General features: G+C 65.8%; 17 protein-coding genes and 1 pseudogene. 14 read left to right on the forward strand and 4 right to left on the reverse strand.

Features of this window, described 5'->3' with window-relative positions; all coding sequences use genetic code 11:
- The first annotated feature begins 25 nt into the window (after positions 1-25).
- From ACSQ76_RS02690 to ACSQ76_RS02700, 3 genes are read left to right on the forward strand one after another with little or no spacing between them, the layout of a single operon-like run.
- Positions 26-766 (forward strand): DUF2161 domain-containing phosphodiesterase, encoded by a 741-nt coding sequence (locus tag ACSQ76_RS02690; protein ID WP_437155355.1) that lies wholly within the window; start codon positions 26-28, stop codon positions 764-766.
- Complete coding sequence (locus ACSQ76_RS02695; RefSeq protein WP_437155356.1) at positions 759-1457, forward strand: SGNH/GDSL hydrolase family protein; 699 nt, start codon at positions 759-761, stop codon at positions 1455-1457. The genes ACSQ76_RS02690 and ACSQ76_RS02695 overlap by 8 nt, the downstream gene beginning before the upstream one ends.
- Positions 1458-1462: 5 nt before the next feature.
- Positions 1463-2314 (forward strand): MBL fold metallo-hydrolase, encoded by an 852-nt coding sequence (locus tag ACSQ76_RS02700; RefSeq protein ID WP_437155357.1) that lies wholly within the window; start codon positions 1463-1465, stop codon positions 2312-2314.
- Positions 2315-2384: 70 nt separating this feature from the next.
- On the opposite strand, the gene deoD is transcribed toward ACSQ76_RS02700, so the two are convergent.
- On the reverse strand, positions 2385-3089 hold the full coding sequence (deoD, locus tag ACSQ76_RS02705) for a purine-nucleoside phosphorylase (RefSeq protein WP_437155358.1): 705 nt from the start codon (positions 3087-3089) through the stop codon (positions 2385-2387).
- A 72-nt stretch (positions 3090-3161) separates the two neighbouring features.
- Here deoD and ACSQ76_RS02710 point away from each other — a divergent pair, with 72 nt between their 5' ends.
- Complete coding sequence (locus tag ACSQ76_RS02710; protein ID WP_437155359.1) at positions 3162-3689, forward strand: DUF4329 domain-containing protein; 528 nt, start codon at positions 3162-3164, stop codon at positions 3687-3689.
- Between the two features lie 19 nt (positions 3690-3708).
- On the opposite strand, the gene ACSQ76_RS02715 is transcribed toward ACSQ76_RS02710, so the two are convergent.
- Positions 3709-4149 (reverse strand): N-acetyltransferase family protein, encoded by a 441-nt coding sequence (locus ACSQ76_RS02715; RefSeq protein WP_437155360.1) that lies wholly within the window; start codon positions 4147-4149, stop codon positions 3709-3711.
- Positions 4150-4294: 145 nt separating this feature from the next.
- On the opposite strand from ACSQ76_RS02715, the gene ACSQ76_RS02720 reads away from it, so the two are divergent.
- The gene (locus ACSQ76_RS02720; protein WP_437155361.1) at positions 4295-4846 is read left to right on the forward strand and encodes a hypothetical protein; all 552 of its coding nucleotides are present in this window, start codon (positions 4295-4297) and stop codon (positions 4844-4846) included.
- 75 nt (positions 4847-4921) lie between these two features.
- Here the strand turns inward: ACSQ76_RS02720 and ACSQ76_RS02725 are convergent, their stop codons facing one another.
- Together ACSQ76_RS02725 and ACSQ76_RS02730 are read right to left on the reverse strand one after the other, a co-directional pair.
- Entirely contained in the window at positions 4922-5308 is a 387-nt protein-coding gene (locus ACSQ76_RS02725) for a nuclear transport factor 2 family protein (RefSeq protein WP_437155362.1), read from the reverse strand.
- Complete coding sequence (locus ACSQ76_RS02730; RefSeq protein ID WP_437155363.1) at positions 5305-7284, reverse strand: methylmalonyl-CoA mutase family protein; 1980 nt, start codon at positions 7282-7284, stop codon at positions 5305-5307. Before ACSQ76_RS02730 ends, ACSQ76_RS02725 begins: the two co-directional genes overlap by 4 nt.
- A gap of 364 nt (positions 7285-7648) precedes the next feature.
- Here ACSQ76_RS02730 and ACSQ76_RS02735 point away from each other — a divergent pair, with 364 nt between their 5' ends.
- From ACSQ76_RS02735 to ACSQ76_RS02775, 9 genes and pseudogenes are all read left to right on the forward strand, one after another.
- A complete protein-coding gene (locus ACSQ76_RS02735; protein WP_437155364.1) occupies positions 7649-9025 on the forward strand; it encodes a 1-acyl-sn-glycerol-3-phosphate acyltransferase in 1377 nt (458 codons plus the stop codon).
- Positions 9026-9158: 133 nt separating this feature from the next.
- The gene (gene ccrA / locus ACSQ76_RS02740) at positions 9159-10451 is read left to right on the forward strand and encodes a crotonyl-CoA carboxylase/reductase (RefSeq protein ID WP_437155365.1); all 1293 of its coding nucleotides are present in this window, start codon (positions 9159-9161) and stop codon (positions 10449-10451) included.
- A gap of 223 nt (positions 10452-10674) precedes the next feature.
- A complete protein-coding gene (locus ACSQ76_RS02745) occupies positions 10675-10896 on the forward strand; it encodes a hypothetical protein (RefSeq protein WP_306127603.1) in 222 nt (73 codons plus the stop codon).
- The gene (locus ACSQ76_RS02750; protein ID WP_437155366.1) at positions 10835-11560 is read left to right on the forward strand and encodes a helix-turn-helix transcriptional regulator; all 726 of its coding nucleotides are present in this window, start codon (positions 10835-10837) and stop codon (positions 11558-11560) included. The genes ACSQ76_RS02745 and ACSQ76_RS02750 overlap by 62 nt, the downstream gene beginning before the upstream one ends.
- Positions 11561-11656: 96 nt before the next feature.
- Positions 11657-12292: an acyl-homoserine-lactone synthase gene (locus ACSQ76_RS02755; RefSeq protein WP_437155367.1), complete on the forward strand. Its 636-nt coding sequence runs from the start codon at positions 11657-11659 to the stop codon at positions 12290-12292.
- Between the two features lie 123 nt (positions 12293-12415).
- Positions 12416-13951, forward strand: coding sequence for an AAA family ATPase (locus ACSQ76_RS02760; RefSeq protein WP_437155368.1), 1536 nt, complete (start codon positions 12416-12418; stop codon positions 13949-13951).
- On the forward strand, positions 13948-14658 hold the full coding sequence (locus ACSQ76_RS02765; protein ID WP_306127607.1) for an SDR family oxidoreductase: 711 nt from the start codon (positions 13948-13950) through the stop codon (positions 14656-14658). The genes ACSQ76_RS02760 and ACSQ76_RS02765 overlap by 4 nt, the downstream gene beginning before the upstream one ends.
- 205 nt (positions 14659-14863) lie before the next feature.
- A complete protein-coding gene (locus ACSQ76_RS02770; RefSeq protein WP_306127609.1) occupies positions 14864-15208 on the forward strand; it encodes a DUF2794 domain-containing protein in 345 nt (114 codons plus the stop codon).
- A gap of 169 nt (positions 15209-15377) precedes the next feature.
- A pseudogene (locus tag ACSQ76_RS02775) lies at positions 15378-16357 on the forward strand (aminotransferase class I/II-fold pyridoxal phosphate-dependent enzyme).
- Positions 16358-16401: the final 44 nt, after the last annotated feature.

Genomic DNA, 16401 nt, shown 5'->3' on the forward strand with positions numbered 1-16401 from the left:
CGGATGTGTCGTCCTCGGGGCTGGAATGAGTTTGTTCGCGCGCCTTATAGGGCTGTGCGAAGGGCTTGTCACCCATGCAACCTGCGGCCAAATTGCCGGGATGCATGACGCCCGCGAAACCCTGTTATACGCCCCGGTCAAGGCCTGGCTGGAGGCGCTGGGCTATGCCGTGAAATCCGAGGTCGGCCCGGCGGACGTGGTCGGGCTGCGCCCGGATGCCGAGCCGGTGGTGGTGGAGCTGAAGACCGGCTTTTCCCTGACCCTGCTGCAACAGGCGGTGGCGCGACAGGCGGTGACCGAGCAGGTCTATGTGGCCGTGCCGCGCTGGAAGGGCAAGGCGGGCTGGCGGGCGTTCAAGGGCAATATCGGCCTTTGCAAGCGGCTGGGGCTTGGGGTTCTCAGCGTGAAATCGGATACGGGCGAGGTGCAGGCGCATTGCCATCCCGCGCCGTTCCGGCCGCGCCAGTCCAAGGTCAAGCGCGCAAGGCTGCTGAAGGAGTTCAACGCCCGCCGGGGCGATCCGAACGAGGGCGGCACGCGCGGGCAGATCGAGACCGCCTACAAGCAGGATGTGCGCGCCTGCGTGGCGTACCTGTCGGAACACGGCCCGTCCTCGGGCGCGGTGATCGCCAGGGCGACGGGCGTGGCGCGGGCCACGCGGATCATGGCCGACAACCATTCCGGCTGGTTCTTTCGGGTCGAGCGCGGGGTCTATGCCCTGAGCGAGACGGGCATGGCGCTGTGCGAGGCGGAAACCGATGCGTGACGCGCTCCGCGCGGCGCTGCTGTCGCCGGTGCTGGTGCCACAGGCGGCCTGGGTCATGCTGCGCGCCGCGCGCCTGCCCGAGGCGTCAGGCCCGCGCGACGGCGTGGCGGGCGAAGGCCCGGACCTGCGGTTGCTGATCGTGGGCGACAGTTCCGTCGCCGGCGTGGGCGTCGAGACGCAGGCCGAGGCGCTCGCCGGGCGGCTGGCTGCGCATCTTGCCCCGCAATTCCGGGTGCACTGGCGGCTGGAGGCGCGGGGCGGCGCGACCACGGCAACCGCCCTGGCCGATCTGGCGCAGATGCGGCGCGCCCAATTCGACGTGGCGGTGATCGCGCTGGGCGTGAACGACGCCAAGAACGGGATGCGCCGGGCGCGGTGGCGGCGCAATTACAGTGACCTCGTGGCTTTGTTGCAGGACAGGTTCGGCGTGACGCGCGTCGTCGCCTCGGGCGTGCCGCCGCTGGGGCTGTTCCCGCTGCTGCCCCGCCCCTTGCGCGGGGTTCTCGGGCGGCGCGCGGCGGCACTGGATGGCGAGTTGTGCGACCTTGTGGCGCGAACGCCTGCGCTGCGCTACGTTCCAATGGCATTCCCGACGGACCGGGGCCTGATGGCCGCCGACGGGTTTCATCCCGCCGCTCCGCTCTATGACCTCTGGGCGGGCCGGGTGGCGGAGCGGATCAGGGAAGGTTGAGCGTCATGCTGTGTCGGATCGGTGAGGTGGAGGTGTGGCGCATCCTGGAGATCGACGCGCCGTTTCTGTCCCCCGAAGAGATGTTCCCGGGCGCCGGTAGGGATGTGGGCCGCATCATCGCCGAGAAGGTGCCGGGCGGGCTCTGTCCCCGCACGGGGCGCGTGATGTTGCCGATCCAGGGCTTTCTGCTGAAGACGCCCGATCACGTGATCCTGGTGGATACCTGCGTGGGCAACCACAAGACCGCCCCCAGCTTTCCCGACTGGCATCAGCGCGACACGCCGCGTTTCCTGAACGCGCTGGGCGCGGCGGGGGTGGGCGTGGAGGATATCGACTATGTCCTGTGCACGCATCTGCACGTCGATCACATCGGCTGGAACACGCGGCTGCTTGACGGGCGCTGGGTGCCGACCTCTCCCAACGCGCGCTACCTGCTGCCGAAGGCGGACGAGGCGTTCTATGCCGAGAAGGCCCGGGGCATGTATGACGAAAGCCTCCTGCCGGTGATCGAGGCAGGGCAGGCGGAGTTGGTCGAGGGCGCGCACGGGATCGGCGAGCACGTGACGCTGATGCCGACGCCGGGGCATACCGGAGGGCATGTGTCGGTCCGGGTGCAAAGCGGCGGGGCCGAGGCGGTGATTACGGGGGATGCCATTCACACCGCCGCGCAATGCTGGCATCCCGAGTGGTACTTCACCTTCGACCAGTCGCCGGAGCAGGCGGTCCGCTCGCGCCGGGCGTTGCTGGAGGCGGCGGCGGAGCGGGATGCGCGGGTGCTGGGCACGCATTTCCGGCTGCCATCGCTGGGCCGGGTGCGGGTCGAGGGGGACGCGTTCACGTTCCTGGAAGACATGTAGGGTGCGTTTTCAACGCACCGTGCCGGAACGGTGGTTGTCCGGCCCAGGAAAGGTGCGTTGAAAACGCACCCTACGGGAACGCCGCCTCCAGTGCGATCTCCACCATGTCGGCAAAACTGGCCTCGCGGTCTTCGCTGGAAAGGGCCTCGCCGGTCGACAGGTGGTCCGAAACCGTCAGCACCGACAGCGCCCTGGCGCCGTGCCGCGCGGCCAGCGTGTACATCTCGGCGGTCTCCATCTCGACCGCCAGGATGCCGTGGCGGGTCATCTGTTCATTCAGATCGGGCCGTTCGTCATAGAACGTGTCCGACGAATAGATCCCGCCCACATGGTGCCGCACGCCCTTTGCGTCGGCCGCCGCGACGGCCGCGCGCAGCAGGCCCCAGTCGGCGCAGGGGGCATAGTTCAACTCGCGGAAGATCGTCGAGGAGGGCGTCGCCACGCTGCTGGCGGTCATGGCCAGGATCACGTCGCGCAGCCCCACATGCCCCTGCATCCCGCCTGCGGAGCCGATGCGGATGAGGGTCCTTGCCCCAAAGTCGCGCAGAAGTTCGTTGGCATAGATCGACAGGCTCGCCATGCCCATCCCGCTGCCGTGGATCGTCACCGGGTGGCCGCGCCACGTGCCGGTAAAGCCCAGCATCCCGCGCACCGCGTTGACCTGGCGCGGCGCATCGAGGAACCGCTCGGCGGCCCATTTGGCGCGCATCGGGTCGCCGGGCATCAGGACGGTTTCGGCAATGTCGCCCGGTGCGGCGCCGATATGGATTGTCATGGACTGCCCTTCGCTGTGAGATCAGGCTAAGGTAACGCCTGCACCCGCCGCCGCAAGAGAGGACAAACGCCGATGCGGATACTGCCCCTTCTGGCGCTGTTGACGGTGGCGCCCGCCGCCGCGCCCGCGCAGACCGCCGACGAGATCGGCGTTGCGCGGCATGTCCTGTCTCAGGCGCAGGCCCGGTCGGTGGCCGAGAACCGCGAGTATTGCGGCTATATCGGTTATACCGCCGCGGGCCAGCTGGCCACCACGCGCGCGCGGCGGGGATACCTGAACTATTGCCAGCCCAACTGGCCCGAGGGACTGCGCGTGGTGGCCTCCTGGCACACCCACGGCGCCTATGACGAAAACGCCTGGTCCGAGGTGCCCACCGTCAACGACATCCGCGCCGACAAGGGCGAGCGCATCAACGGCTATGTCGGCACGCCGGCCGGGCGGCTGTGGTTCCTCGACACGCGCCGCATGGTGGTGCGCCAGCTCTGCGGTCCGGGCTGCATTCCCGCCGATCCGCGTCACGTGATGGGGGCCGAGGGGCCGATCGCGCGCTCCTATACCCTGCGCGAACTCATGCGCCGCGAGGCGGCGCAGTTTCCCTGAACCGGGGCGCCGGGGCGCCTTAGCGGGTGTACTTGATGAAGGGCGTCAGCTGCCCGATCCGGTCGTAGAGCTGCCGCGCCTGGCTGTTGAAATCCTGTGTCATCCAGTAGACCGAAGGTGTGCCGTTGGCATCGGCGGCGGCATAGACCGCCTCGATCAGCTTGCGGCCCACGCCGGTGCCGCGCACCGAAGGGTCGGCATAGAGGTCCTGCAGGTAGCAGATCTTCTCGACCCGCCAGTTGTGCGGGTGAAAGATGTAATGCACCAAGCCCACCGGCGTCTCGCCGTCCAGCGCCAGCAGGCCGTTCTGGTCGATCACCTCGGGCGCGCAGAGCCGGGCGAACGTGGTCTGGTAGACCTCCTCGCTGACGCTGCTTTCATAGAACTCGAGATAGGCGCTCCAGAGCCTGCGCCAGTGCGTCTCGTCCTTGGGTTCGATTGGGCGAATGGTAAGAGGCATGGCACGGCTCCGTTGCGGTCGGATGCACATTGTCCTGCCCGAGCCCCGGATTCCAGCGCTTTTTCGCCGAGCGCATTGCATCGGGCGGCGGGACTGTCCATGTGTCTGCCAAGTGAAACCGAGGCAATCCGTCGAGGAGACAGGAATGATAAAACGCATCGCAATCGCCACCACCGCGGCACTGGCACTGACCACCGCAGGCTTTGCACAGGAAGCCGCAGATGGCACCACCGAGCAGGGGGCCGCGCAGGGTGAAACCCAGCAGAACGCCGAGAAACAGACCCCGACCCGCACGCTCGAGGCGATCGAGCCGGCCGAGGGGATCACCAACGACACCCTGACCGACGAAAAGCTGCGCTCTTTCGTGCAGGCGCTGGTGGCCGTGAACGTCGTGGCCGAGCATTTCATGCCGCGGATCGAGGCAGAGGCGGACGGCGAGAAACGTGCCGAACTGATGGCCTATGCCAACGACTCCATCGTGAACGCCATCGACGTGATCGCCGATATCACGCCGGCGGAATTCAAGGCGATCGACATCGCGGCGCAGCAGGATCAGGAACTGAACCAGCGCATCCTTGACGAGATCAAGGTTGCCGCCGCCGAAGGCAAGGCCGCTCAGCAAGCCGCGGAAGAAGAGGCCGAGGCCGCCGAAGGTGCCGAGGACGGCGCCGAGACCGAAGACACCCAGACCGAGTAAGCGGGCCGGTTATCCGGTACGCCCAGTGCGTTCCGGGGTCGCGCCCAATCCCTCCGCGGACGATCCCGGGACGCATCAGAAAAGCCCGTTCTCGTTGGCCGACTGGCCGGCGATGACCTGCAGGACGTCCCAATGCTCGACGATCCTGCCACTTTCGTCGAAACGAAAGATGTCCATCCCCGCATAATCTTCGCTGCCGGGCCATGTCTGGTGGCAATGCAGCACCACGAGGTCGGCCTCTGCCACGGCGCGGACGAAACGCACCTGCTTGCCCGGATATTCGCGCGCCATGCGCTCGAAATAGTCGATGAACGCATCCTTACCGTCCGCGACATGCGGATTGTGCTGGATATATACCTCGCCCGCGTAGCGCCTGATGGCTTCGCGCGGGCGGCACTGGTTGAACATCAGGTCGTAAAAGGCCATGGCGTCGGCCTTGTTGCGATCCGCCCTGTCGCTCACTCCGCCGCGACGGCCTTTGGATCGGCCAGCGTGACGATATCCATCATGATGGTGTTCAGCTCGAAATCCTTGGGCGTGTAGACCCGCGCCACGCCCATCTCCAGCAGGCGGCGGGCGTCTTCCTCGGGGATGATCCCGCCGACGATCAGCGGCACGTGGCCCAGCCCCGCCTCGCGCATCCGGTTCAGCAGATCCTCTACCAGCGGCATGTGGCTGCCCGACAGGATCGACAGGCCGATCACGTGCGCCTCGTCATCCAGCGCGGCGGTGACGATTTCCTCGGGTGTCAGGCGGATGCCCTCGTACGAGATGTCCATGCCGCAGTCGCGGGCACGAAAGGCGATCTGCTCGGCGCCGTTCGAGTGCCCGTCAAGGCCCGGTTTGCCCATAAGGAACTTCAGGCGGCGGCCCAGCTTCTTGCTGACCGCATCGACCGCGTCGCGGATCTCGTCCAGGCCCTCGGTCCGGTTCGACGGGCTGCCCGAGACGCCGGTGGGGCCGCGATACTGGCCGTGGATCTGGCGCATCTGCTCGGCCCATTCGCCTGTGGTGACACCCGCCTTGGCCGCCGCGATGGAGGCGGGCATGATGTTCTCGTTCATCGCTGCCGCCTCGCGCAGCGCCGCCAGCGCGGTCTTCACGGCCTTGTCGTCGCGCTCTTCGCGCCAGGCGTTCAGGCGGTCGATCTGTTCGGCCTCGGTCGCCGGATCGACGCGCATGATGCCGCCATCCTCGGATTGCAGCGGGCTGGGCTCGGTGGTGGTGAACTTGTTGACGCCCACCACGGTGGTCTCACCCGCCTCGATCCGGCCAAGACGGTCGGCGTTGCTGTCCACCAGCCGCGCCTTCATGTGTTCGATCGCCCCGATCGCGCCGCCCATGCTACCCAGCGTCTCAAGCTCCTGCCGGGCGCTTTCCTTCAGCTGCTCGACGCGGGCGTCGACGGCGGGGTTGCCATCGAACAGGTCCTCGTATTCCAGCAGGTCCGTCTCGTAGGCCAGGATCTGCTGCATCCGCATCGACCATTGCTGATCCCACGGGCGGGGCAGGCCCAGCGCCTCGTTCCAGGCGGGCAGTTGCACGGCGCGGGCGCGGGCCTTCTTCGAGAGCGTCACCGCCAGCATCTCGATCAGGATGCGGTAGACGTTGTTTTCCGGCTGCTGCTCGGTCAGACCCAGCGAGTTGACCTGCACGCCATAGCGGAAGCGGCGGAACTTTGGGTTCTCGATGCCATAGCGGGTTTGCAGAATCTCGTCCCACAGGTCGACGAAGGCGCGCATCTTGCACATCTCGGTGACGAACCGGATGCCCGCGTTCACAAAGAAGCTGATGCGCCCGCAGAGCGCCGGAAAATCCTCTTCCGGCACGCGCGGCTTCAGCTCGTCCAGCACAGCGCAGGCGGTCGCCAGCGCAAAGGCCAGCTCCTGCTGCGGCGTGGCGCCGGCCTCTTGCAGGTGGTAGGAACAGACGTTCATCGGGTTCCACTTGGGGATATGGGTGTAGCAGTATTCGGCCACGTCCCCGATCATCTTGAGGCTGGGTTTCGGCGGGCAGATGTACGTGCCGCGGCTGAGGTATTCCTTGATCAGATCGTTCTGCACCGTGCCCTGAAGCGCGCTGACATCCGCGCCCTGTTCCTCGGCCACGGCGACATAGAGCGCCAGCAGCCACGGCGCGGTGGCGTTGATCGTCATCGAGGTGTTCATCTGGTCCAGCGGGATCTGGTCGAAGAGCGTGCGCATGTCGCCCAGGTGGCAGACCGGCACGCCGACCTTGCCGACCTCACCCTTGCTGAGAACGTGGTCGCTGTCGTAGCCCGTCTGGGTGGGCAGGTCGAACGCCACGCTGAGGCCCGTCTGCCCCTTGGACAGGTTCGAGCGGTAGAGCGCGTTCGACGCCTTGGCGGTGGAGTGGCCCGCATAGGTGCGGATCAGCCAGGGACGATCCTTGGGGGTGTCATTCTGCATCTGCGACATCGGGCGGCCTCGTGAATCGGTTTGCGCAACTTTCTTTCAACGTGGGCAAACTATTCGGAATTATGTGACGCTGTCAATTCGCTGCGTTGCGGCAATTCGGGGCGGGGTGGGGTGAGTGGCCAGATTGAGCAGACACGGCAGGCAATTATCCCTCGCGCGGAATCAAGGCCGAAGGCCGCCGCGCGATCGGCCGCTGACCGAAAGCGCGCGGAATCAAGGCCGAAGGCCGCCGCGCGATCGGCCGCTGACCGAAAGGCGATTGCCTGCAATCGCCGAAAGGGGGGCCGCCCGGACGGGCTGGCAATCGCGCGGCTTGCGGCGTTTTTCTTTGTACCCCCTCACGCGGGCTGGCATGGTGCTGGCAATGACGCAAACGGTTGAACTTCCACTCTGGCTGCTGGTGCTGATCCTGCTCTTCGCAGCGGTCACCTTTGCCTCGCATTTCCTGTTCCCGTCGGTACGCTGGTTCTTCCGTCGCCGGATGGAGCGCGTGGTGAACCGCCTGAACCAGCGGCTGGAGCGCAAGATCGAGCCGTTCAAGCTCGCGCGCCGCTACGACATGATCCAGCGCCTGATCTACGACCCCGAGGTCAGCAAGGCCATCGCCGAGCACGCTCAGGAAAACGGCATCCCCGAGAACGTGGCCTTCGAGAAGGCAAAGCGCTACGCGCGCGAGATCGTCCCCAGCTTTTCCGCCTTCGCCTATTTCGGCATCGCGATCCGGCTGACCAAGCTGCTGAGCACGGCGCTCTACCGCGTTCGCATGGGGCGGTTCGATGAAAAGGGGATCGGCACTATCGACCCCGATGCCACGATAATCTTCGTGATGAACCACCGCTCGAACATGGATTACGTGCTGGTCACCTGGCTCGCCGCCGAGCAATCGGCGCTCAGCTATGCCGTGGGCGAATGGGCGCGGGTCTGGCCGCTCAGCCGGCTGATCCGCACCATGGGCGCGTATTTCATCCGGCGCCGGTCGCTCAACGCGCTCTATCGCCGGGTGCTGGCGCGTTATGTCGGCATGGCCACCGACGGCGGCGTGACCCAGGCGGTCTTCCCCGAGGGCGGCCTGAGCCTTGATGGTGCGCTGGCCAGGCCCAAGCTGGGCATCCTGAAATACATCATCGAGGAGCGCGAGCCGGGCGGGCGCGACGTGGTCTTCGTTCCGGTCGCCGTGAACTATGACCGAGTGTTCGAGGACCGCATCCTTGTCGCTGCGGGAAAGGCGGGCAAGCGCCGCTTCGGCGCGCGGATCAGCGTGGTGGCGGGCTTCGTGCTGAAGCAATTCTGGCTGTGGATCACCCGGCGCTATCACCGCCACGGCTATGCCGCGGTCAGCTTTGGCGCGCCAGTGTCGCTGTCGGCGTTTCAGCGCGAACACCCGGGCGCTCCGGTCGAAACCCTGGGCGACCGCCTGATGGCGCGGATCGGGCAGGAGGTGCCGGTGCTGCCGGTGCCGATGGTCGCCCATGCCCTGCTGGAGGCCGGAACGCCGCTGCCCGAGGCAAGGCTGAAACAGGTGCTGTCCGAGATGGCTGGCAGCCTTGGCCAGGCGCATGTTCATATCGCGCGCGAGGATATGGATTATTCCGTCGAGGCGGGCCTGCGCATCCTGCGCAAGCGCGGGCTGGTCCGCGACACGGCACAGGGCATCGAGATCGTGCCCGAAGAGCGCGACCTGCTGGCCTATTACGCCAATTCCATCCGGCAGTTTTTCGCAGGTGCGGCGCAAAACGAGTGATTTTTCTGCATCTGCGGGGTTATAAAATTTCAAAAATCCATAAGTCGGCATTGCATTGTTGCGTGATGAAAGATATTTCAGGGCGGACAGGCGCGATTCTGCATCGCGGCAAACGCATATGAAGGAGGCCCCGATGGCTCTGGACACCGAAACCGGAATCGCACCCTACGACGCGCCCGAGAAAGACCTCTACGAGATCGGCGAGTTGCCGCCCCTGGGGTATGTGCCCAAGCAGATGTATGCCTGGGCGATCCGCCGCGAGCGGCATGGCGAGCCCGACAAGTCGTTTCAGGTCGAGGTGGTGGACACGCCGACGCTCGACAGCAACGAGGTGCTGGTCCTCGTGATGGCCGCGGGCGTGAACTACAACGGCATCTGGGCGGGCCTCGGCGAGCCGATCAGCCCCTTCGACGGGCATGGCGCCGACTATCACATCGCGGGCTCCGACGCCTCTGGCGTGGTCTGGGCCGTGGGCGACAAGGTCAAGAACTGGAAAGTGGGCGACGAGGTCGTGATCCACTGCAACCAGGACGACGGCAACGACATCCATTGCAACGGCGGCGACCCGATGTTCTCGCCCACGCAACGCATCTGGGGCTACGAGACGCCCGACGGATCGTTCGCGCAGTTCACCAACGTGCAGGCGCAACAGTTGATGCCGCGGCCCAAGCACCTGAGCTGGGAAGAAAGCGCCTGCTACACGCTGACGCTGGCCACCGCCTACCGGATGCTGTTCGGTCACCACCCGCACGAGCTGAAGCCCGGGCAGAACGTGCTGGTCTGGGGCGCGTCGGGCGGCCTTGGGTCCTTCGCGATCCAGCTGGCCAACACGGTGGGTGCGAACGCGATCGGCGTGATTTCCGACGAGGACAAGCGCGATTTCGTCATGTCGCTGGGTGCCAAGGGCGTCATCAACCGCAAGGATTTCAACTGCTGGGGCCAGCTGCCCAAGGTGAACAGTGCGGAATACAAGGAATGGTTCACCGAGGCGCGCAAGTTCGGCAAGGCGATCTGGGACATCACCGGCAAGGGCAACAACGTCGACATCGTGTTCGAACACCCCGGCGAGGCGACTTTCCCGGTCTCGGCGCTGGTGTGCAAGAAGGGCGGCATGGTCGTGATCTGCGCCGGCACCACCGGGTTCAACTGTACCTTCGACGTGCGCTACATGTGGATGCACCAGAAGCGCCTGCAGGGCAGCCACTTTGCCCACCTGCAACAGGCCTCATCCGCCAACCAGCTGGTGGTCGAGCGCCGCATCGATCCCTGCATGTCCGAGGTCTTTCCCTGGGAAGAGATCCCGGGCGCGCACATGAAGATGCTGCGCAACGAACACAAGCCGGGCAACATGGCGGTGCTGGTGCAATCCCCGCGCACCGGGCTGCGCACGGTCGAGGACGTGCTGGACGCCGGCAAGAAAGGTTAAGACTTCTCCCTGACGGGCCGGTCCGGCCCGCATCTGGCCTGCGAATCGGTGTCCCGGTTCGCAGGCTTTTTTCCATGTGTTTCGGGCAGAACCAGCGATTTCAGAGGCTTGGAAATCGCGCCCTCACCATTTTTGGGGAGGGAAAAAGCGCGAATACGGCAATAAAGTTTAACATGCTAAAGTTGAGTTAATCTATCGTTAACTACTCCCGTAGGAGGCTCACATGCAGAACGAGTGGATACTGGACGTCCTGGCCGATCTCAGGACCTTTGCTCGGCAGAACGGTCTTTGGGAACTCGCCGAACAGATCGACGACACGAGACTCGTCGCGGCGGCGGAGCTGGCATCTGAATCGACGCCGGCGCGGGAAGGGACGATTGGGTATGAACGTGCAACCGCCGCGGCGGCTGGAACCGATTTTGGAAGACCTCGAACGCGCCTGTGACCCGGCGGACCTGCAAAGCCTGGCAGACCGCCTGCGCGAGCTGTTTCAAATCGATCATCTCATCTATCACTGGGTCAGTGCCGCGGGCGACCAGTATGGCTGCGGGACCTATCCGCAAGCCTGGATTGATCGCTATATCGAAAAGGACTATCTGCGCATCGATCCGGTCGTAAAGGCGTGCTACCAGCGGTTCCACCCGGTCGACTGGAAGCGGCTGGACTGGTCCGGCAAACCCGAGCAGGCCTTCCTGAAGGAAGCGCTGGATCACGGGCTGGGCAACCAGGGCTATTCGATACCCCTGCGCGGGCCCAATGGGCAATTCGCGCTCTTTACAGTGAACCACCGCTGCGACGACGACGCCTGGGCAGTGTTCACCGAGGCGCATCGCCGGGAGCTGATCCTGTGCGCGCACACGTTCAACCAGAAGGCGCTGGAGTTCGAGCCCGACCGCGCCCCCGCGCCCGCGCGGCAGCTCTCCCCGCGCGAGGTGGATGCGCTGACGCTGCTGGCGTTGGGCTATGGACGGGCACAGGTGGCCGACACGCTGTCGATCTCGGAGCACACGCTGCGGGTCTATATCGAATCCGCGCGCTTCAAGCTTGGGGCGATCAATACCGTCCACGCGGTTGCCCGCGCCATCAGCCAGGGGCTGATCGTGATCTGACACCGCCTGTCAAAGCAACGCGCGGTGCCTGCATGGGCATTTAACGAGTCGTCGGGAATTTTCCTCTTATCAAAACGACAGAGGGGAAAACCGCCCGTGCTACGTTATCTTTACGCCGATCAACTGACCCGTTGCACCAAGCTGGCCGAGGGCATGTTCCGCGACCGGGCCGACCAGTTCGGAACCCGGCTGGGCTGGAACGTTACGGTCGATCCGCAAGGGTTCGAAAGCGACGCGTATGACGCCCTCAACCCGCTTTACGTGATCTGGGAAGGAGCGGATGGCCGCCACACGGGCTCGATGCGGTTCCTGCCCACCACCGGGCGGACGATGATCAACGAGCATTTCACTGATATCATTGGCGGCGGCACGATTGTCAGCCCGCATATCTGGGAATGCACCCGCTTCTGCCTCGCGCGGGGCGCCGAAAGCCGGGTCGCCGCCGCGCTGATGCTGGGCGGAGGCGAGTTGATGCGCCATTTCGGCGTGCAGCATTTCGCCGGTGTGTTCGACGCGCGCATGGTGCGCATCTACCGGATGATCGGCGCGTCGCCCGAGGTTCTGGGCAGCGTGGGCACGGGGCGCGACCGGATCAGCGTGGGCCTGTGGGAATTCACCGACGCCGCCCGTGCGCAGGTGGCCCGCCGCGCCGGTGTCACCCCGCAACTGAGCGAAGAGTGGTTCCGCCGCAGTTTCGGCGACGAGCGCCAGCCGTTCGCGCAATCGGCCTGATCTGCGCAGCACCGGAATTTTCGAAAATTCCGGGCCGGAAAATTGCAATTTTCCGATCCGATTTCTTGCAAGAAATCGGCCCCCGCGCTGGTGCCGGCCAAAGCGCGGTTGTAGGGTCGCGCCATGTCCCAGACCGCGCTCACCTATTCCGATGACCAGGCCGAGGCCCATGACCGCATCGCCGCCGCGCTGCGCGAGGTGGGCGTGGACCTTGACGAGGGGATGCTGACCCCGCCGCGCGAGGGCAAGTCCCGCGTGATGGCCGTTGTCGGCAAGGCCGGCTCGGGCAAGACCCTGCTGCTGGCCGCTCTCTACCGCGCGCTGGAAGAGGCGGGCGTCGACGTAGTGTCGGGCGACTGGGAAGGCCGCCGTCGCAAGGACCGCCGCACGCTGGCCATCCTCGCCCCCACCAACAAGGCCGCCAGCGTATTGCGGATGCGCGGCGTGCCCGCCACCACCATCCACCGCATCCTCTACACCCCCGTCTATGACCCCGAATACGAGCGCATCGCCGAATGGCTGGCCGGCAATGGCGACAAGCCCGAGATCGAGGGCCTGACCGAGGAGGCGCTGGAACGCGCGCGGCTGTTCTATGGCACGCACAAGTCCATCCCCGGGGCGCTGGCCGCCGCCGGTCTCAGGGGCAGCGATTTCATCACCGGCTGGAAACGCCGCGAGGAACCGCTCGATATCGGCTTCATCGACGAGGCCTCGATGCTGGATGAAAAGCAATACGAGGATCTGCAGGAGATCTTTCCGACGCTGCTGCTCTTCGGTGACCCGGCCCAGCTTGCCCCGGTGAACCAGTCCGGCGCGATGGTCTTCGACGGGCTGCCCGCGCCGGCCAAGCTGACGCTGAACCGAATCCATCGGCAGGACGCCGACAACCCGATCCTCGATCTGGCGCACGCCTTGGGCGACCCCGAGGTCGGGTTTCAGGATTTCGAGCGGCTGGTCGAGCAGAAGGCGGCGCAGGACGACCGCGTGCAATGGGCGCAAAGGGTCGAGGTGGACCTGATGGCGCGCAGCCCCGTGCTGGTCTGGCGCAACGCCACGCGCATCCGGCTGATCAACGCATTCCGCGCCGTGCATGGCGCGCCCGAAACCGAGCTTCTGGAAGGTGAGCCGCTGATTTGCGACGGGCTGGAACTGCCGCTCAAGCATCGCAAGAAACGGCTGGACCTCGAGGCGCGCGGCCTGATCAAGGGCGCGCAGGTGATCTATCTGGGCGCGGGTCGCAAGCCGGGCTTTTCCCGCCTGCACGTGATGGGCGCCGAGGACCCGCGCGTCAGCGCCGCCAGCATCGTCAAGATCGAGAAGCCGGACGAGGAGGAGCCCTTCATCCCCTTCGCCGCCCGCATGGGCGCCACGTTTCTGCATGGGGCGGCGGTGACGATCCACAAGGCGCAAGGGTCGCAATGGCCCGATGTGCAGGTCTTTGCGCCAGACATCTATGCCGCCGCCCGCATGGGCCGCACCGAGGCGGGGCAACCGCTGTGGAAGCGTCTGGCCTACGTCGCCATCACCCGCGCCGAGGAGCGTCTGCACTGGGTCGTGCGCAACCGGCTGTCGAAACCCACCGGCGCTCTGCGCATCGACGACCTGCGCGCCGCCCCCGCGCCCCTGGAACTGGAAATGGAGGCAGAGACAGAGCTATGAAATCCATTCTGATCACCGGCGCAAGCTCTGGCATCGGGCGGGCCACGGCCGAGGTATTCCTCGATGCAGGCTGGCGGGTGGGCCTGCTGGCGCGTCGCGCCGAAAAACTGGCGGAACTGGCACAGGGCCGCGAGGCGGTCGTCCTGCCCGCGGACGTGACCGACGCGGGCGCCATGGACCGCGCCTTCGAAACGTTTCTGGGCAAGACCGGGCGTCTGGATGCGGTGTTCAACAACGCCGGCATGTTCGGCCCTTCCACCACACCCGACGCGGTCAGCGTCGAGGAATTCGACCAGGTCATCGCCGTCAACCTGCGCGGCATGTTCATCACCGCGCGGCTGGCCTTCGCGGCGATGCGCGCGCAGGACCCGCAGGGCGGTCGGATCATCAACAACGGCTCGCTCTCGGCCTATGTGCCCCGCCCCGGTTCGATCTGTTACACCACGTCGAAACACGCGATCACCGGCATGACCCGCTCGCTGTCGCTGGATGGCCGGCCTTTCGACATCGCCTGCGGGCAGATCGATATCGGCAATGCCGAAAGCGAACTTGTGGCCGGGCTGAAGCAGGCCAGTCCCGAAATGCAGACGATGAACGTGGAAAACGCCGCCCGGTCCGTCCTGCACATGGCCGAAATGCCGCCCGAGGCGAACGTCCAGTTCATGACGGTGATGGCGACGAAGATGCCTTATATCGGCCGGGGGTAGAGAGCCGCGCGATTGCCAGCCCGCAGGATGGCGACCCGAAAGGTGTTCAGTTCGGGCGCACGCTCACACTCGGGCCTGATCCGAGGATCTCTGCCCCGCGCGGCCCCGGATCAAGTCTCCGATGACGCCGGCACCACACAGCCGGATGACCGACGCAATCCACAAATTCCTTGCCTCGGGGCCCATTTGCCGCAACTCTGAAAGGATGACATTCCAACCCACCTCCCCGTTCCCGCCTCATCCCGGTGCGCCTGAGGTGGCCTTTCACCGTACCGAACTTGCCGCGATCCTGTCGGTCTATGGCCGCATGGTCGCCGCCGGTGAGTGGCGCGATTACGGGATTTCCAGCCTGCGCGACGTGGCCGTTTTCTCGGTCTTCCGGCGCACCGCCGAAAACCCGCTCTACCGCATCGAAAAACGCCCCAAGCTGAGAAACCGGCAGGGGCAGTACGCGGTGATCGGCATGGACGGGCAAGTGCTCAAGCGTGGTCACGACCTGCGGACGGTGTTGCGCGTGCTGGAGCGCAAGCTTATCCGCGCGGTGGACTGAACCGACAGGAACACCAATGACGACGCTGCCCGAATTCCGGCTCGAAACCCATTTCGCCAAGTGGGAGTTCAAGGCCCGCCACCACCTGACGGCCTCGGACGCCGAAAGCATGGCGCTGCCCGAACTTCTGGCCATGGCCACCGCTGAGGACCGCGCCGGGTTCGAGAACATGTGGCTGGGCTATACCGAAACCTGCGGCGCGCCCGATCTGCGTGCAGCCATCGCCGCGACCTACGCGGGCCAGGGCGCCGACGACATCCTGTGCTTTGCCGGCGCCAGCGAAGGCATCTTTGCAGCCAACGCCGTTCTGCTCGATGCGGACAGCCACGCAATCGTGGTCACGCCCAACTATCAGTCGCATGAAAGCCTGCCGCTGGCCATCTGCGAGGCAACGGGCGTGCCTCTGGATCCTGACGACAACTGGTCGCTCGACCTCGACCGGGTGCGCGCCGCGATCCGCCCCAACACACGGCTTTTGACGATCAACTTCCCGCACAATCCTACCGGTGCGATCCTGCCACGGACCGGTACGACGCCTTGATCGACCTTTGCCGCCAGCACGGCATCTGGATCCTGCATGACGAGATCTTCAACGGTCTCGGCCCGTCGGACGCGCAGCACCTGCCCTTCATCGCCGATGTCTATGAACGCGGCCTGTCGCTGGGCGTGATGTCCAAGTCCTACGGCTTGCCGGGGCTGCGCCTGGGCTGGATTGCCTGCCAGGACCGCGAAGTGCTGAGCCGGATGGAGCGGATGAAGCACTACCTGTCGATCTGCAATTCCGGCCCCAGCGAGCGGCTGGCCCTGATCGCGCTGAAGAACCGCGATGCGATCCTCGCGCGCAACTGCGCCATCGTGGACGAGAACCTTCCCAAATGGGACGCGTTCTTCGCGCGCCATCCGGACCTTTTCGAGTGGCAGCGTCCCGATGGCGCCTGCACCGGCTTCCCGCGCTACCTCGGTGCGGACGGGGTCGAGGAGTTTGCCCGCAAACTGGTGGAGGAGGCGGGCGTCCTGCTGCTGCCCAGCACGATCTACCGCTCGGACCTCGGGCCGACTCCGACCGACCGCTTTCGCCTCGGCTTCGGTCGGCGCGGGCTGGACGACGGGCTGGCGGCGATGGAGGCGCATCTGACGCGCACCGGCTGAACCGTGCCCCACAAAATTCGTACGAGGGGTGTATCCCCTTGACA

The sequence above is a fragment of the Roseovarius sp. B08 genome, assembly GCF_051417955.1.
Classification (GTDB): domain Bacteria; phylum Pseudomonadota; class Alphaproteobacteria; order Rhodobacterales; family Rhodobacteraceae; genus Roseovarius.